We start from the raw sequence: 17573 nt of genomic DNA on the forward strand, positions 1-17573 counted from the left end.
GGAAAATGAAAATCTCAATGATTTTTCAATTTCTGTGGATTTTATTTTGTTTTGGAGGCAGTTATGTCACAGCCTCTCTTTCATTTTTAGTCTTTTAATTGTTCCACTAGACTTTCTAGTTCGTTTAAGCGGGCTTCAAAGACTTTAAAAGCTTCCCGCAAGTAATCAGGTTTTGTCATATCGACGCCTGCTTTTTTCATGACTTCAATTGGGAAATCAGAATTACCGGCTTTCAAATAATTTAAGTAGTGGTCTAAAGCGCCCTCTTCTTGATTCCAAATTTTCTTCGATAAAGCAGCAGCAGCGGAAAAACCAGTTGAGTATTGATAAACGTAGTAATTGTAGTAAAAATGGGGAATCCGCGACCATTCTAAAGCAATTTCTGGATCCCGTACTAAGTCAGGACCGTAAAATTCTGCGTTTAAATCGCCGTAGAATTTACTTAAAACATCGCTAGTTAATGGCGTGCCTTTAGCGTCTTCCGTGTGCAAGAAGTGTTCGAATTCGGCAAATTGTGTTTGTCTGAAGACGGTCCCTTTAAAGCCATCTAAGTAGTGGTTCAAGATGAAGGCCCGCACTTTAGGATCTTTTTCCGTGGCTAATAAATATTCTGTTAAAATATTTTCGTTCGTCGTGGAAGCAATTTCTGCTAGGAAAATCGTGTAGTCGCCATAAACGTAAGGTTGATTGTGACGAGTGTAGTAGCTATGAATGCTGTGGCCCATTTCATGGACTAACGTATACAGTTGATCCAAGCTATCGTGCCAGTTCATTAAGATGTACGGATTCGTATCGTAGCAGCCAGAAGAGTACGCACCAGAGCGTTTGCCTTCATTTTCTACCACATCAATCCACCGGGAATTGAAAGCTTCTTTGACATGGGCAAGATAATCATCCCCCATCACTTGTAAAGCAGCCAATGCTTTTTCGCTAGCTTCTTCATAGCTAAATTTAATTGGCGCTTCCCCTAAAAGTGGCGTGTATAAATCATAGGTGTGTAGTTCGTCGACGCCTAATAATTTTTTCCGTAAGGCTACATAACGATGGAGCAATGGCAAATGTTGATGGACTTCTGCCACTAAAGTATCGTAAACACTTTCTGGAATATGATTGCTGTTTAAGGCCGCTTGCCGTGCAGAGTCAAAATGACGGATTTTGGCTTTGTAGTTATGCATCTTAGCATGACTTACTAAAGTTTGCGCTAACGTATTTTGGAATTGATCATAGACCGTGTAAAGTTCTTTAAAAGCGTCTTTACGCACTTTGCGATTTGTACTTTCTAACAATTGACCGTAAACGCCGTGGCTCAATTGTACTTTTTCGCCTTTTTCGTCTGCGACGACTGGGAATTTAAAGTCAGCATTGTTTAAAATGCTAAAAGTTTTGGCACTGGCATCAAAAATTTCTGAAGCGCCGGCTAGTAAAGCTTCTTGTTCGGCTGGTAAAGTGTGGGCTCGGTCAGCCGTCACGTTGTTGATGAAATGACGATACAAAGCTAATGCTGGGGTTTCGGCAAAATATTTTTCGATGGTTTCATCGCTTAAGGTTAAAATTTCTGGTTCTAACCACGCAGTCGCCGCACTCGTTTGGGATAATAAGTTCGTCGCTTTAGCGTTTAATCCTTGGTACTTAGTGTTTTTAGTATCTTGATCATTTTTTAAATGGGAATAGACATATAAAACTTCTAGCTGGCGATAGGCTGCTAAAATGGTTTCCACAGCGTTTAGTAAAGCAGTCCCCCCATTTTTTAAGGTTCCTTGTAATTTAGCCAATTCTGGAATTTTTGTTTGAAAAGCCGTAAAAGCCGCTTCAAAAGCCGCATCGTCTTTAAAGATTGGGGTTAAATCCCAGGTTACTTTAGGGTCTAACTCATCACGTTTTGGTAATTGTTTCGTTTCAGTCACATGAATCGCTCCTTTTTTCAATGTTGAGACTATCTTAACATATTTTATTGGTGAAACAACCTTTCCTGCTAAATTTTGCGATTTTTCTAAAAACTTTCCGCAAAATATTTCTCCACGTCTTACTAAATTTTTTTATCCGCTAGCTTCTCGCCAATAATTGATCAACAATTCACGACTGCTCGTGTAGGTTTCTTGCGGCAATAAAAATTATTTTCCGTAAAAATAGGCTTGTCAATTTCCTTTTCTAGGCATACAATGGATTTAAGTTAGGTTAACCTAAAATTATATGTGAAAAAAATATTTTTCTAAAGGAGGAGCAACATGCACTTGGCTGAATTAAAGGTTGGGGAAACCGGGATTATTGCCGCTTTGCATTTAGATGCAGAGATGACGCGCCGCTTGTGGGATCTCGGCTTTACTAAAGGAACGAAGGTGGAAGCTGTTCAAGCTAGCCCTAGTGGTGATCCGATGGCTTACCGCATTCGTGGGACCATTTTTGCGATTCGTAAAAAAGAAGCATTAGGTATTGAACTTCAGGAGGCGCATCATGGAACAAGTAATTGACGCTAGTAAGTTAGCTAGTCTAACAGTAGTGAAAAAAAATCCCGGCGACGTCGTAGTGGCCTTTGCCGGCAATCCTAACGTGGGGAAGAGCACGCTGTTTAATTCTTTAACAGGCTTGCGACAACATACTGGCAACTGGCCCGGTAAAACGGTAGGCATCGCTCAAGGGAATCGTGAGTTTCAAAATAAAAATTATGTCTTAGTAGATTTACCGGGAACCTATTCTTTAATGGCCCACTCAGCAGAAGAAGAAGTCGCGCGAGATTTTATTTTATCCCAGGATGCAGAAGGAGTCGTCGTGGTGTGTGATGCCACATCCTTAGAGCGCAATTTAAATCTTGTTTTACAAATTATGTTGTTAACGAAAAAAGTCGTGGTGTGTGTCAACTTATTAGATGAAGCAAAGCGCAAACAGATCACCATCGACTTAAAAAAATTAGCTTTTCTCTTAGGAGTACCCGTTGTCGGGACTTCAGCCACTTATGAAGAAGGCATTGATGAGCTGATGGCGGCCGTCAAAGGCATCACGGAAGGCACTTTAGCCACGAATCCCACCATGTTCCAACAATTAAAAGCAATGGTTCACGACAATGAAGAAGAAAAAGTTGCTGCTTTAATTGATCGTGCTGCGGTAATTGCCGCTGATGTCACCACTTATAGCAAAACAGAATACGATAAAACAGATCGCAAACTGGACAAACTTTTCACCAGCAAATTAACTGGGATTCCCATTATGATTTTAATGCTGCTATTAGTTTTCTGGTTCACCATTGAAGGGGCTAATGCTCCTTCTGACATGTTAGCGAATCTTTTATTTGGCTTTCAAGACAAGTTAATGGCTTGGACGACGGCCGGACATTGGCCGGCCTGGTTGCAAGGTTTGTTAATCGAAGGCGTCTATAAAGTTGTTGCTTGGGTAATCGCCGTTATGCTACCTCCGATGGCCATCTTTTTCCCCATCTTTACTTTATTGGAAGACTTCGGTTACTTGCCACGGGTGGCCTTTAATATGGACCACGCGTTTCAAAAAGCCGGTGCTTGTGGTAAGCAAGCCTTGAGTATGTGTATGGGCTTTGGCTGTAATGCTGCTGGCGTAACCGGCACGCGGATTATTGATTCGCCGCGGGAACGCTTGATTGCTATTATTACAAATAACTTTGTTCCTTGTAACGGACGCTTTCCGATTTTAATTACCGTGATTACCTTATTTTTTGTGGGGAGCGGCGTGGGCTTTGGCAATTCTATTTTCTCGGCCATCTTTTTAACGGCAGCAATTTTATTGGGCGTTTTCATGACGATGATCATTTCCCGCGTCCTTTCAAAAACTGTTTTATCCGGGATTCCCTCTTCCTTTACCTTGGAGTTACCTCCCTATCGTAAACCGCGCGTCGGACAAGTTTTAGTGCGTTCGATTTTAGATCGGACGATTTTCGTCTTAGGCCGCGCTATTACGGTTTCCGCACCAGTTGGGGTCGTGATTTGGCTTTTTGCCAACATTAATATTGGCGATGTCTCTTTACTCCACCACATCACTACTTTTTTAGACCCTTTTGCTCATTTAATGGGGCTAGATGGCGTGATTCTCATGGCCTTTATTCTCGGCTTTCCAGCTAATGAAATTGTAATTCCTTGTATGCTGATGGGCTATCTAGCCACCAATACCATTGTTGATTACGATTCTCTGGCCCAATTAAAAACGCTTTTGGTGGATAACGGTTGGACCTGGTTGACGGCACTGAATGTTATCTTGTTTACCCTCTTCCATTGGCCTTGTGGTACGACGATGCTCACCATCAAAAAAGAATCGGGGAGTGCCAAATGGACCTTCGCTTCTTTCATCATCCCAACGGCCATCGGAGTAGTCATGACCATGTGTACGACACTAATTGCTCACCTCTTTCATCTCGTTTAAAAATAAAAATGCGCCGGTCTTTGAGGGACTGGTGCATTTTTTAAATTTTAAAAAAGGTTATTGTCTCTTCGTCATACTGACAAAGTTTTAACTGTTTCAGCAGCGGTAAGGTGTGACGGCAATAACTTTGCCATAATGCTCCCGGAGTGATTAATGGCATGCCTTGGCACCATTGATTTTTAATAAAGTACGGCTGCCATAACTGAAAAAGTTTTTCCCAGGTGAACGTCTTTCCCCCGACTAATTGTAAAAGCTGCCAATGAAAAATAGTCCCGCTCCCCACTAAATAAGGCGGATTCACCACCGTTAAGTATTTTAAATGTTGAGGTAACGTTGCAAAACTTAAGCCTTGCGTGTAGAGCAGTCCTTGTTCTTGTAAGTAGCGTCGGTCTTTCAAAGCTAATCTTTGTTGACGGTAAAGCTCTTGTTGCTGTATTAAATTGGGGGAAATTTTCCGGAATGGGGATGGTGGCACTACCAACTTTTCTGGCGTAAAAAGCTGCAAAAAGGGACATGTCGGGGCAATTTTTTTTCGCTGATAGCGCAGTTTGCCCCGGACTTCGTGGATTTGATAATAAAGAAAAAGTTCTCCCCACACCCAGCGCAAGAGATAAAAGCCTAATTGTCTTTGATACTGTAAAAAAACGCGACTGTTTCCTAAGCGTTGACGCCTTAAGTAGCGCTGCCCTAAAATCCATTGGACCTGAATGTTATGCTGCTGATAACTAGCCATTCTTTGCTTTAACTCCCCTTGACTCATGGGGGAACATTGAATTTCCAATACTTTTTCTTCATGGGGCAAATAGAGATCCCCCCGCCGCGCATCGGCAGCTAAAGAAATTTCCGGTAAGACGGGAATTTCTTGTTGCTGGCCCCAGCCTAAGAAAAAATTTTTTCCCGCTTGATGTTCAGGAGTCTCCCCGTGGGCAAATTTTTGACTACGATGGGCGAAAAATTTTTTCCCAGTGGTGGACGTTTTTAATTGCACTGGGGCCCCACAGGTGACACAGAAAAATTTTTCATCGCCAGCTACTTGTTTTGGCCATTTCAAACTAAAGATTAATTCGCCCTTTTTCGTTTTTGCGTAATACATTTTCTTCACCTCAGAAAAAGATACGCAGAAAAATCATTTATCACCGACCATTGATGCGCAAAAAAGCTCACTCATTTTTTAATGAGTGAGCTTTTACTACTTACTCTCCTAGGGATAAAATTTCTCGGATATCCGCTTCTGTTAGCTTGCTAGCTTGTTGTTGATTACCCGCTAGCACTTCTTCAAAGAGAGCTTTCTTTTCATTTTGCAAAGCATCCATTTTTTCTTCCACGGTCCCTTTAGCAATCATCCGCCAAACTTCCACGACTTTTTTCTGACCAATGCGGTGGGCCCGTCCGGCTGCTTGCTCTTCGACTGCGGGATTCCACCATAAATCGTATAAGACCACCGTATCGGCACCCGTTAAATTCAAACCCGTCCCGCCGGCTTTTAAGGAAATCAAGAAGACATCCCCTTGGCCCTCGTTAAAGGCGTTCACCATGATAATCCGGTCTTTCGGCGGCGTTGACCCTCGCAAATAGAAGTTCGTTAGACCTAGACCCGTCAATTCTTCTTCAATCAAGGTTAACATTTTCGTGAATTGTGAAAAGACTAAAACGCGGCGCTTATTTTCTTTAGCGTTCACTAAAAATTCTTTCAGCTGCTCCAGTTTACCGGAGCCCCCTTGATAATCTTCCATAAACATTCGCGGATCACAGCAAATTTGCCGCAAGCGCGTTAACCCCGCTAAAATACTCAAGCGATTTTTGGCAAAGGCCGCTTGATCCATTTGCGAAACTTGATCTTGCATTTGCGATAAGTAAGCCAGATACAAGGTTTTTTGTTCTTCCAGCAAGGTACTGTAAAGATTGGTTTCGATTTTTTCTGGTAACTCTTTTAGGACTTCGCGTTTTTCTCGTCGTAAGACGAAGGGCTGAATCATTTTACTGATGGTGGCCACTTCCAATTGCTTGAAGTCTTGTTTTTTCGGGAAAAAGCCAGGCATAATAATGGCAAAAAGCGACCACAATTCATTTAAATTATTTTCAATCGGCGTCCCACTTAAAGCAAAGCGTTGGGGAATTTCTAGTTTTCGTAAAGCTTGGGCAGTTTTGGTAGCCGAATTTTTGACCATTTGCGCTTCGTCTAAGAAAAGACAACTGAATTTTTCTTGGTGGTAACTGACTTCATCTTGGCGCAAGCTAGCATAGGACGTAATTAAGACATCGTAATCACTAGCATGCAGCAAAACTTTATCCCGCTCTTCTTTAAAGCCCACCACCATACCAACTTTTAAGCTGGGGGCAAATTTTTGCAACTCGCTTTGCCAATTATAAGTTAACGAAGCTGGTGCCACGATTAAAGTTGGCGCGGTGAAGTGTCCTTCAGCAATTTCTGACAAGATGTAGGTGATGGCTTGAATTGTTTTCCCTAGCCCCATTTCATCGGCTAAAATCCCCGCCAGTTGATAATGCCCTAACATTTTCAACCACTGGAACCCTTTCAGCTGATAATCCCGTAAAGTTGCGTGTAATCCTTGTGGCAAAGTTACGGCAAACTCTTGCGGATGCGTTAAGTGCTGGACTAATTCTTGGAAATTTTCTTCTTGTTCAATGGGAGCTACGCCAGCTAAGTCGTTGGCTAATTTTAACCCTTGGTAGTTGGCAATTTTTAAAGCGCCGGACTTTTGCCATTTCCCTCGTAATTTTTGTAACGTCTTAGCGGTTTCCTGAAAAACTTCATCTTCCAAATCTAAGATGCGCCCATCTTGTGCCGCGTAGTAATTTTCATTTTTTAAAATGGCTTGAACAACTTGGGCAACTTCTCCTTGGGGAATCCCCGTAATATCAAAATGGACCGCTAGCCAAGAATCGGCTTCCCGCGTTACCGTCAATTGTGGCGCGCCTTGGTTGACAAATAAAGAGCGGAGCTGTGAGCCCATCAAAACTTTGCCAAATTTTTGCAAGCGGGGCAGTTCCTCTTTAAAGAAGCGGAACAAACCAGCCCCTTGCGGCAACGTTTTTTCATAGCCTTGAAGATTTTTCTTAAAGCCCAGTTGTTGGACTTGCCGCAAAACTTTTTCTTCTTGATTAATTTGGCGAATCACCGGTAAAGAACTGGCGACACTTTTTTTCGCGTCCGTCGAAAATATCACATCGCCATACTTAAAGTCGACCCGCAGTAAAATTTTTTCGTTACCCCGCCGAAAATGAAAGCGCGTCTGTAAAGGGGCAATTAACAGTTGATCTTTTAAACTAGCCGCAATCGTCACGGTACCAATTTGATTTAAGACAGGCAACACTTGCGCAAATAATTGGGAAGCTTCCCCTAAAGGATAAAAAATCTCCTCGTCGTCAAGGCGCTTCATCAGCTGTTGATACGTTAAGTACAGAGCTTCTTGCAGGTGGTTAGCTAGGTAAAACGTCCCGTCAGCAAAACCAAAATGGTAATAGGCAAAGTAACTGGTTAAAGGATCGGTTAAGCGTAAGGAAAAACCTTCTTCGGCTGGTTGAATTTGGCCACTTAAGGGTAGTCCTTCTTTAAAGGTAATCGCTTCAAAACGCCCATCTAAAAGCAATAAACCGTGCTTGCTTTGGAAAATTTCGCCTAACAAGTCTTGCACGCCGTGGTTAGGCAAGATTAAATATTTTTTATCCACTTTGCCTTTAGGGGCAAAACCTCCTTGAAAAAGCATTTGCTGGGATTCATCAATTTCTTTTAAGTGCTGCAATAACGCGTAGTCGGTGGCTAAAAAATTTTCCGGTGCTAAATAAAAAGTATACTGTTGATTCACCACATAATGGCTCCCTAATTCCACGTTGTGCAAGAACTCCCCGATATTTTTCACCACATAAAGCCTTTGGTCCGGATAACCTATCTTTAAACTTAAGCCGAGAAAGTCCCGTTCTGGATGATACGGATTGGTGGCAAGCTTTTCAATTTGAAATTGCAAAGTCAAAGGTTCTGGCGTCACTAAACCTTCTTTGGGCATGCTCTCCACTAAACCTTGCGTGAACAAGGTGCTAAAAGACGTCTTTTTTTGCGTAGGAATTTTATTTTGCACTTGTCCGTCCATAATCCGTTTCAAACCTAGTTGGCGCAAATAGAGTTCTACCGCCACCGTGTGCTTGCAATAGCCTTTTTCTTGCCAAAACAAACACTGACAGGTGTCGGCTTCTTTGGCGGTGCCATCTAAATCCACTAAGTAGAGCTCGTGGCCCATCACTTGCGCATGCCACAATTGGTGGTCATAGTCCGCCTCGACGGAAAGAACCCGCTCTTCAGCGACGTATTTGCGACCTTTATCAATAATTCTTTCAGGAATACTCCACTTCATGTTGGTACCCTCCTTGTTGAGCGTAGCGCAAGCGACTCTGGCCATTGCCGTTTTCAAGCACTTGTAGTTGCGCTGGAATATTTTCTTGTAACTCTTTAACGTGGGAAATAATCCCGATTAACCGGCCTTGGCCTTCAATAGTTTCTAAAGAAGTAATCGCCATCTGGAGGGCATCTTCGTCTAAAGAACCGAAGCCCTCATCAATTAAAAGGAGCTGAATCTGAATGCCCCCCGTTTGATTTTGAATCATTTCGCCTAAGCCTAAAGCCAAAGCTAAGGCACAAAGGAAGCTCTCACCGCCAGACAGGGTTTGCACGCGGCGGTTTGCTCCAATGTAATCGTCATAAATATCTAATTCTAAGCCAGAAGTTTTCTTATAACTCCCCTGCTCTTCCCGTAAAGATAACTGGTAACGCCCACCAGATAAAAATTGCAACCGCTGATTGGCTAAGGCTAACACTTGGATAAAGCTTTGCCGTAAAACGTAACGCTCTAGGCTGACCTTATACGGTCCATCGCCATTGGCTACTTCTACTAATTGCGCCAACTCTTTTAGCTGTGTCAATTGAGCTTCGTGGGTAGCGGCAAGTTGCGTTAGTTTTTTAGTCAGCTGTGTCACTTGATCTAAATCAGCCTTTTGGTGATAGTATTCTTCTTCGCATAGTTGAGCGTTTTGCGCAGCGTTTGCCACCTGTTCCTGAAGTCGCGGCACATCCAATACAGTGGTGGTAATTTGTTGAGCGAGTTTGGTACATTGACTCGTTAAATTTTGACGTTCCTGCTGATAATCAAAGACTTCTTTTTCTAAAATTGGCAGTTGCTGAAGGTCTTTTTGCCAATTTACAAAGTCCGTAGCGGTCAGTTCCTGTTGCGTTAATTGTGCTTGAAATTGTTGATGGGTGGCGGCCACTTTCGTTTGTTGTTGCGTGTAACTATTGGCTAAAGCTTGCCGTTGGCCGGTTAACGTTAAGCTTTGTGCTTGCAGTTGGACTTGTTGAGTTTGTAGTTTTTCAGCTTGGTTGGTTAAATCTTGCAATTTTGTTTGCTGCGTTGTTAAAACGGTGGCCAAGTCAGCTTCCCCTAAATAATCTGGCAGTAAGATTTTACTCAGTTGGTCGCATTTAGCAGCCAAGGCGACTTGACTTTGTTGTAACGCTTGGTATTCCAGCGTCAGTTGTTCTTTAGCGGCCACGGCCTGCGTTAACAACTGCTGTTGCTGGTTCATTTTTTGACGTAACTTTTCAGCAGTACTTTGGCTAGCAGCAAATTTTTCTTGGGCTTGTTTCAATTCAACTTGTGCATCAGCTAAGACTTGTGGCGTTGAAAAATCAGCGGCGGTTTGTGCCGTGACTAATTTTGCTTGCAGTTGTTCTTTTAAAGTCGCTTGTAAGTTTTGGTTAGCGATGATTTTTTCCTGCAAGGTTGCCTTATTTTCTTGCGCTTGTTGGGCGGAAGCTTCAGCCACTTCTTTGGCTGTTTGCGCCGCTTGGTAATCAGCTTCCACAACTTCATGAGGCTGAGGATGTTCTAAACTACCGCATAAGGGGCACGGTTGCCCCGGCGCTAAATAACTAGCCAAATGGGCGATTTCTTGTTGCAACCAACTTTGGGTAGTCGTCTCCACTTGAGCCTGTGCTTGGGCTAACCTGGATTCGGCTGCCGCTAACTGTTGGGTGAAGTCTTGCAGCGTTGTTGCCACTTCCGTCAGTTGTTCCTGCAACGCTTGGGCTTGACGGTAATTTTCTTGGCGAATTTGCAACGCTTGGCCTTTTTGGTGCAACAGTTCTTGCTCTTGTAAAAAGTATGCTTCTCCCTGTTGTTGACGGGCGAGCTCTTTTAGTTCAGTCGTCAATTGGTTAATCGTCGTAGCCTGCTGTTCCTGTTGCGTTGTTGACTTATTTATTGCTGTCTCACACTGTGTTAGCTGTTGTTGTAAATCTTGATATTCTTGGTAGTCTGGTAAAAATTGTTGTAAGTGTGCAACTTCTGTGCTTAATTTTTCTTTTAAGGGCGCTTGTTGAGCCAGTGTGGCACTTTTCTGTGCTAAGGCTGCTTGTTGCACGGTTAACTGCTCTTGTTCTTCAACTAATTCCTTTTGACGCTTGAGAATTGCCTCTTCATCAGCCAGTGCTTGCTGCCAAATTTCGTAGGCGGGTAACAATTGCTGAACTTTTTTTAGTTGACTTATTTGATTTTCTTTTGCCGCCATGACTGACGCTTTAGCTAATAAAGTTGCTTGTTGCTGTTTTAAGGCAGTGAATTCATCCCGTTTAGCTTGCTGGGCTTCAGCAGCAGCGAGAGCTTGCTGCGCTTGGGTTACTGTTTCTTTAGCCACTGTCCACTGGTCCTGAGCTAGCTTAACGTCTGCCGCCATCGTCGTTTTTTTTGCGGTTAAAACGGCGAGGTTTTCTTCTTCAGGTGTTAAAGGAAACGGAACTTGTTGCCATAAGACTTTTTCTTGTAACACCAAGTCCTGTTGTTTTTTATTGGCTTGTGCTAATTGTTCTTTTAAATTTTGGGCCAAATGCAAATAAAAATTCGTTTGGAATAAACTGCGTAAGACTTCTTCTTTTTCATTGCTATCTGCCAATAAAAAGCGGCGAAATTCCCCTTGGGGTAGTAAAACAATTTGCACAAATTGCGCCAGTGTTAAGCCTAGGAGCTCTTCAATTTTATTTTGCACCTCATTGACCTTCGTCCATTGTTGACAAGGTTTTGCTCCTTGAAAAGCTGTCAGACTGACTTTGCCCCCTACTGTCCGGAATCCTTCACCCCGTTTTTTAGGCAACATTTGTTCCGGCGTGCGGATAATTTCGTACCGTTGCTCCCCCAGTTCAAAAGAAAAGGTCACTTCGGTAATTTCCGCGGTGGCAAAAGTGGAGCGCATCTCTTTGCCTTTGCGCACATCACCACTGGTAAAGCCGTATAAAGCAAAGCACAAAGCATCAAAAAGTGTTGTTTTACCACTACCAGTCTTACCAGTAATTAAAAACAGTGGACTGTCTTCAAAATGGGTAAAGTCTAGGTGGGCCGTGGGGTACGGCCCAAAATTTTTAAGATGAAGTTGTAAAGGACGCATTTACTTTTCCTCCAACTGACTAGTGGCTTTTTGTAAAATCATTTCTTGCTGCGGGGTCATTTTTTCGGTGGTTACTTGTTGAAAATACTCTGCAAAAACTCCCAGGGGATTGCCTTGAATAAAATGCGTCTGGACTTGCGGCAAATGTTGTCCACTGGCCTGTCGGCGCTCAATTTTTAACAGCCGCGGATAAATTTTCCGCAATTCCGTCATGACATTAGGAATCACTTTCGTATCCGTTAAACAAATTCCCACAAAATCCTCTTGATGCTGCAAATATTCCTGATTAAAGCGTAAATCATCAAAGCTTGCCGTCAGCTCCACCACCGGATGCAAAGGTTCTATCGGCACAAATTCGCAAGTCACGCCGGCAGCTGTCACGTCCACAAGCACCACGCCTTTTTGCTGGTTTGTTTCGGATAAGGAAAAAGGCAACAATGAGCCACTGTAGCGAATGCGGGGGTGTTGTAACGCTTGAGGATTATGTAAATGACCCAGGGCCACGTAATCAAAAATTTCCAGCTGATCCACGGGAATAGCCTGTAAGCCTCCCACTTGGACTTTTGTTTCTGAATCGCTAGTACTAGCACCGGCGGCAAAAAAATGACTTACGAGGACATGTTTTTTTTGCGGATTAAAACTTGCTTGCATTTTTTCCGCAAGGAGGGCAAAAGCAGCTGCTAAATCAGGTAGCTTAGCTTCAGGAAAAAGCTGTTGCACTTGAAAAATTTCAAAATAGGGCAATAAATAAAACTGCACTTCTGGATATTCAAGAGGTGTTAGACTTTCAGCAATCGTCGTGGATAAGAAAAAGTTGTGGTTTTGATACCACGGAGCACCGCTACCTAAGCGGGCAGCCGAATCATGATTACCAGAAATCCCTAAGATAGGCAGTTCATCTGTTAAATTTAACATTTGCAACTGCTGGTTCAACATGACGACACTCTCACTAGCCGGCAAACTACGGTCGTATAAATCCCCAGCCAAGACTATTGCGTCGACTTTTTCAGCTTGAGCAATCGCCCGTAAAGAAGCAAAAGCCGCCGCTTGTTCTTCAGCTAAAGAAAAACCGTGCAGTCGTTTGCCAATATGCCAATCTGCTGTATGTAAAAAACGCATCGCCGCTACCTCCTTCGTATGACCTTCCCTCCATTATAACAAATTTTCAGGAAAAATGAGCAAACCTTTTCCCTCCGAAAAACAAAAAAATCCTTGAAACCAGCATGGATTTCAAGGAGTAACGCCAACTATTTTTCCTTTTTAGGCGTGGGAATATATTTGTAGTTAGGATTGGTTAAATAGTCCAATTGTTTAAAGGCCACATTCATCCGCTCTTCCACGACTTTAATCCCCTCTTTATCCAACTTTTTAATATCGCTGATATCAATGGGATCGCCGAAACGCACGGTTACCTTTTGCCGCTTAAATAAGTCCTTCAACGTGGTAGGTCCTTGATAAACAGCGGGTACAATCCGCACCTTAGCCATCTTAGCAATCACCGCCACCCCGCCTTTTAAATCTTCCGAGTGCCGCGTACCAGACGGGAACATGATTAAAGACATCTCAGTGGTTTTTAAATATTTCACCGGCGTTTTAATCGCGGAAGGTCCCGGATTATCCCGTTTAACAGGAAATGCATGAGCATGAACTAAAATAAAACGTAAAATTGGATTTTTAAACAATTCTTCTTTAGCCATAAAAGTAAATTCTTTCGGCCGAGCCCCAATCGCTAAGTGAATCGGATCCCAAAAAGTCCGATGGGGGGCAACTAAAATATAATTTTCAGCAGTAGGCAATTTGTCTTTATCTAAATATGTCGCCGGGCCATTAATGATGAATAAGACAATCCGCGCAACATAGCGAATAAAACGATAGAACATAACATTCTCCTTTCACTAGAAACGATACACTAGAAGTATTATAATACAGAAACAAGCGAAAAAATAGCAAAAGATTTCAGGAGGTTCCCCATGAATTTACGCGATGACGAACGTTTAGACGCTCTTTATGCCAATGATATTCAAATTATTCAAAGTCCCAGCGTCTTTTCCTTTTCCCTTGATGCTGTCCTTTTAGCCAACTTTCCCCGCATTCCTAAACGTGGCACCGTAGTCGACCTTTGTGCTGGTAACGGAGCGGTGGGCTTATTCATCGCAAAAAAAACAACGGCTAAGATTCACCAAATTGAAATTCAAGAACGCCTAGCCGATATGGGGCAACGCTCCATTACCTTAAATCAGTTAGCAGACCAAGTCACTATGCACCACTTAGACTTAAAAGAAACTTTTTCTCTTTTGCCTAAAGAAAGCTGCGATTTGGTTCTTTGTAATCCCCCTTATTTTAAAAGTGCCCCCCTTCATAAAACGAATCCCAATGAACACCTGGCATTAGCGCGCCATGAAATCACCACGAATTTACAAGAGGTCGTAACGTGTGCCAGTCAACTTTTAAAAATGAAAGGCCACTTCGCCCTCGTTCACCGGCCGGAACGCTTACTAGATATCTTAGCTGCGTTAAAAACCGCCCGACTCGCTCCCAAACGAATTCAATTTGTCTATCCTAAAGCGGAAAAAGACGCCAACATTTTACTAGTGGAAGCCATTAAAGACGGCAAAGAAGACGGCTTAAAAATTTTGCCCCCCCTCGTGGTTTATGATGAGCATGATCAGTATCAACCGGCGATTAAGGAGCTATTATATGGCCAGCCCTAAAGAATACTATTTTTACGTCTTGCGCTGTTGCGATGATACTCTTTATGGCGGTTTCACCACTGATTTAGCCAAACGCTTGGCCACCCATAATGCCGGTAAAGGTGCCAAGTACACCAAAATGCGCCGGCCCGTCACCATGATTCACGCCGAAAGCTTTCCCGATAAAAGTAGCGCCCTAAAAGCCGAGTACGCTTTTAAACACCAAACACGTGCTAAAAAAATTGCGTATTTAAAAAGCCATCAAAAAGAGAATTGCTGTCCATAATAAAAAACAGCCTCACCAACAAAGCAAAAACGTTGCTCTTGTTAGTGAGGCTGTTATTTTTATTTTTTTAATCGGCTTAATGAGTTGGTCGTGTCTTATTGTCCAAGTGGGTTTTCACAACTAAGACGTCTACCGTGGTGTGGCGAATGACATAAGCCGTAGTGGAGCCAACAAAAAGACGTGTTAAGGAGTTGGTTCCGCTAGCCCCCATAAAAATTGCGTCCACTTTTTCTTCTTTGACCTCTTCAATAATTGCGTTTTTAGGATTGCCAATCACGGAACGTGTCTTAAAGCGAATGTTATCTTTGCGGGCATCTTTGGCGTAATCCGCTAAGAATTGATCGGATTGTTCCACAAAGTTGTCGACGTCAGTTTGAAAGTCCACATCATGAAAAGAAAAACCCGTCGTATCCACCGCAGACAAAATAACTAGTTCCGCCCCATTTTCAATGGCGTAATTTTTGGCTTTTTGGTAAGCTAAATCCGCTAAAATGGAACCATCTACGGGCACTAAAATCTTTTGGTACTTATTGTCATACATCGTAACCCCTCCTCTTTCCCTTAACTTTACACCTAAATAATTTTCTTGAAAAGCAATTGCCGTTTGCCACTAAGAAAAATAACAATTTATGTCTGTTTAAAATAAGCGCTAATTTTCTCAGCTGCTTCTTCAGGCACTAAATTAATTTTTCTAAGCTCAGAAACCATTACCCATTGCGGCGTGTAGCGATTATTCGGCGACTGTTTTTCCTGTTCTTCACCATGAATGGTGGGGGTCACAGAACTTGTCACCTGTGCTAAAAAGTAATATTGCACTTCTTTTGCGTTCACTTTAAAAAGCAAGTGCAGTTGTTCTTCTTTCAAAGACAGCGCTAGCTCTTCCTCAATTTCTCGCACCGCGGTGGCTAAAGGTGTTTCCCCATTTTCAGCACCGCCACCTGGAACCACCCAATAATTTCGGTTCTCTTTTACGCGCTGGATAAGTAAAATTTTTTCTGTTGCTGCGTGATAAAGGACTGCTCTGCTGCGCATCATCTCGCCACCTTTTTTCTTTTTATGATACAACAACCCATACAAAAAAGCCGCCAATACCCCTTTAAAGAGTACTGGCGACTTTTTAACTTTAAGCTTTTTTCGGATCAAAAGCGTATTTAGCAAGAACTTCGGCTTTGTCTTTGGCGCGACCTTGCAACAAGTCCAAGTGTTTAGCAATGTGTAAGTGTAACAAGTGGTCATACAAATCTTGATTGGCATATAAAATGGCAAAGAATTTATCGCGGAAGACATATTGATAGTTTTCTTTGACATTTAAAATCGAACCAAACATGGTGTGTAAAATTTGCCGTGAGTCATCGGCTAACAATAAATCAAAGACGTCAGCTACGTTGACATCGGCTGGCTTAACCGCTGTTTCTTGGGTCGCTTTGAATTCGTAGAAGCTCTTAACGTCTGCGATATTTTCATAGCTGTAACGATAAATTTCCCACAATAATCCCGGATCTTTCACGGCGATTACTTTTAAGGCTTCTAACCAGTTGGTGCCCGCCGTTTTTACATGCCATCCGTGGGCCTTAGAAACTTCCCCAATCACGGGATAAACGGACAACTTATCACTACCAGAATGAATACTTAAGCGGTAGTTGAAATGTTCGGCAATCGCTTCATGGACAGCATATTCTTTTTCAAAGCGTGGCAACTCACCAATGTAGTCAATCGCTTTTTGGAACTCACCATAAAATTTCGGTGCTAACGTTTCTGGGGTAACACCTAAGCGGTGTAATTCGTTAGCGACAAAGTAATGGTTCGCAGGCGTTGTGGGTACAATCGTTTCATCCATGGAAAGTTCAAAGTCCAAGTTGTACGGCACGACAAATTCGTCGTAAATTTTCTTGGCAAATTGCACAGCATCAAAGAAGATTAAAACGGATTGTTGTAAATCCTTTTCGGTCACGCTGACACTCACCCCGTGACCTAAGTCAAAAGTTTGCCCCACATAGGTGTTGACGAAGTATTCTTTTAATTCAGGCGTTAATTGATTGAAACGCGCTGCTAGTTCTTCATCAGAAAGTTCCGCAATTTCATTGTGAATGACTTCTGAAGCATCTAACGTAATCATGGTGTATCCCGTTTGCACGGCGTAATCTACTTCATAAGGATGCTTCACGTGGTCGCCATCTGCGCCCCAGCCATCTTGATAGCCTTCTTCAAAGACAGACCAGCTAGCATCTAATAAGACTTCAGTAAAAGTACGCCCAGTTAAAGTTAATTCGCGAATCGATTGTTGCGCCAAAACCGGTAAAACACCGCGGCCTTTAAATAATTGCAAATGAGCGTTCCCGGCATTGCCTAAACGGTCACCTAAACCAAAGCTATATTTATAACCTTGACGACTAACGGGTAAGATCCAAGGGAAACGTGTAGCTAAAACTTTTTGATTGGCCGCGGAAAGTTTGGCCAAACCAAGCGCCTGATTGCCCTCCCCTAAGACTTCTTCCAATTGGAAGTCTTGAATTTTCAAACGATCTTCGTACACGACTAAAAATTTTTCAGCCGGTGTGCGGTATATAAAATAAACATTGTGACGCTCAACTTGAAGGGAAGGCAAATAAATCTCTTGCGGTAAGTTCGTCGGAGTCGTGGAACTTTCTAAAATCAAGTGAACAGCTGACAATAATTGGCTTAACATCATATTCGCTCCTTTAATTTGCGATAAATGTTCACGTGAACATTTTCTTGTAAAAAAAATAATTTCTCTTTCCTACACAATT

Annotated in this window: 13 protein-coding genes; 4 read left to right on the top strand and 9 right to left on the bottom strand. The window is 42.7% G+C overall.

The window, feature by feature from the left end; all coding sequences use genetic code 11:
- Nucleotides 1-86 precede the first annotated feature (86 nt).
- Nucleotides 87-1904 (bottom strand): oligoendopeptidase F, encoded by a 1818-nt coding sequence (gene pepF / locus FFM57_RS01140; RefSeq protein WP_137598689.1) that lies wholly within the window; start codon nt 1902-1904, stop codon nt 87-89.
- Between the two features lie 321 nt (nt 1905-2225).
- On the opposite strand from pepF, the gene FFM57_RS01145 reads away from it, so the two are divergent.
- Together FFM57_RS01145 and feoB are read left to right on the top strand one after the other, a co-directional pair.
- On the top strand, nt 2226-2468 hold the full coding sequence (locus FFM57_RS01145; protein ID WP_137598690.1) for a FeoA family protein: 243 nt from the start codon (nt 2226-2228) through the stop codon (nt 2466-2468).
- Nucleotides 2452-4380 (top strand): ferrous iron transport protein B, encoded by a 1929-nt coding sequence (gene feoB, locus FFM57_RS01150; RefSeq protein ID WP_137598691.1) that lies wholly within the window; start codon nt 2452-2454, stop codon nt 4378-4380. The genes FFM57_RS01145 and feoB overlap by 17 nt, the downstream gene beginning before the upstream one ends.
- A 40-nt stretch (nt 4381-4420) precedes the next feature.
- Here the strand turns inward: feoB and FFM57_RS01155 are convergent, their stop codons facing one another.
- From FFM57_RS01155 to FFM57_RS01175, 5 genes are all read right to left on the bottom strand, one after another.
- Entirely contained in the window at nt 4421-5473 is a 1053-nt protein-coding gene (locus FFM57_RS01155; RefSeq protein ID WP_137598692.1) for a competence protein CoiA, read from the bottom strand.
- A gap of 100 nt (nt 5474-5573) precedes the next feature.
- Complete coding sequence (locus tag FFM57_RS01160) at nt 5574-8750, bottom strand: DEAD/DEAH box helicase (RefSeq protein ID WP_137598693.1); 3177 nt, start codon at nt 8748-8750, stop codon at nt 5574-5576.
- Nucleotides 8731-11829: an AAA family ATPase gene (locus tag FFM57_RS01165; protein WP_137598694.1), complete on the bottom strand. Its 3099-nt coding sequence runs from the start codon at nt 11827-11829 to the stop codon at nt 8731-8733. The genes FFM57_RS01160 and FFM57_RS01165 overlap by 20 nt, the downstream gene beginning before the upstream one ends.
- The gene (locus FFM57_RS01170; RefSeq protein ID WP_137598695.1) at nt 11830-12948 is read right to left on the bottom strand and encodes an exonuclease SbcCD subunit D; all 1119 of its coding nucleotides are present in this window, start codon (nt 12946-12948) and stop codon (nt 11830-11832) included.
- Nucleotides 12949-13076: 128 nt separating this feature from the next.
- The gene (locus tag FFM57_RS01175; protein WP_137598696.1) at nt 13077-13709 is read right to left on the bottom strand and encodes a lysophospholipid acyltransferase family protein; all 633 of its coding nucleotides are present in this window, start codon (nt 13707-13709) and stop codon (nt 13077-13079) included.
- A 90-nt stretch (nt 13710-13799) separates the two neighbouring features.
- Here FFM57_RS01175 and FFM57_RS01180 point away from each other — a divergent pair, with 90 nt between their 5' ends.
- Nucleotides 13800-14540, top strand: coding sequence for a tRNA1(Val) (adenine(37)-N6)-methyltransferase (locus FFM57_RS01180; protein WP_137598697.1), 741 nt, complete (start codon nt 13800-13802; stop codon nt 14538-14540).
- A complete protein-coding gene (locus tag FFM57_RS01185; RefSeq protein WP_137598698.1) occupies nt 14527-14805 on the top strand; it encodes a GIY-YIG nuclease family protein in 279 nt (92 codons plus the stop codon). The genes FFM57_RS01180 and FFM57_RS01185 overlap by 14 nt, the downstream gene beginning before the upstream one ends.
- A 76-nt stretch (nt 14806-14881) precedes the next feature.
- Here the strand turns inward: FFM57_RS01185 and FFM57_RS01190 are convergent, their stop codons facing one another.
- The 3 genes from FFM57_RS01190 to FFM57_RS01200 form a co-directional block, all read right to left on the bottom strand.
- Nucleotides 14882-15346, bottom strand: coding sequence for a universal stress protein (locus FFM57_RS01190; protein ID WP_137598699.1), 465 nt, complete (start codon nt 15344-15346; stop codon nt 14882-14884).
- An 86-nt stretch (nt 15347-15432) separates the two neighbouring features.
- Nucleotides 15433-15837: an NUDIX hydrolase gene (locus FFM57_RS01195; RefSeq protein WP_170999837.1), complete on the bottom strand. Its 405-nt coding sequence runs from the start codon at nt 15835-15837 to the stop codon at nt 15433-15435.
- 91 nt (nt 15838-15928) lie between these two features.
- Nucleotides 15929-17494, bottom strand: a complete 1566-nt coding sequence (locus FFM57_RS01200) for a tagaturonate epimerase family protein (RefSeq protein ID WP_137598701.1) — start codon at nt 17492-17494, stop codon at nt 15929-15931.
- Nucleotides 17495-17573: the final 79 nt, after the last annotated feature.

The sequence above is a fragment of the Enterococcus nangangensis genome, assembly GCF_005405245.1.
Lineage (GTDB): Bacteria > Bacillota > Bacilli > Lactobacillales > Enterococcaceae > Enterococcus_J > Enterococcus_J nangangensis.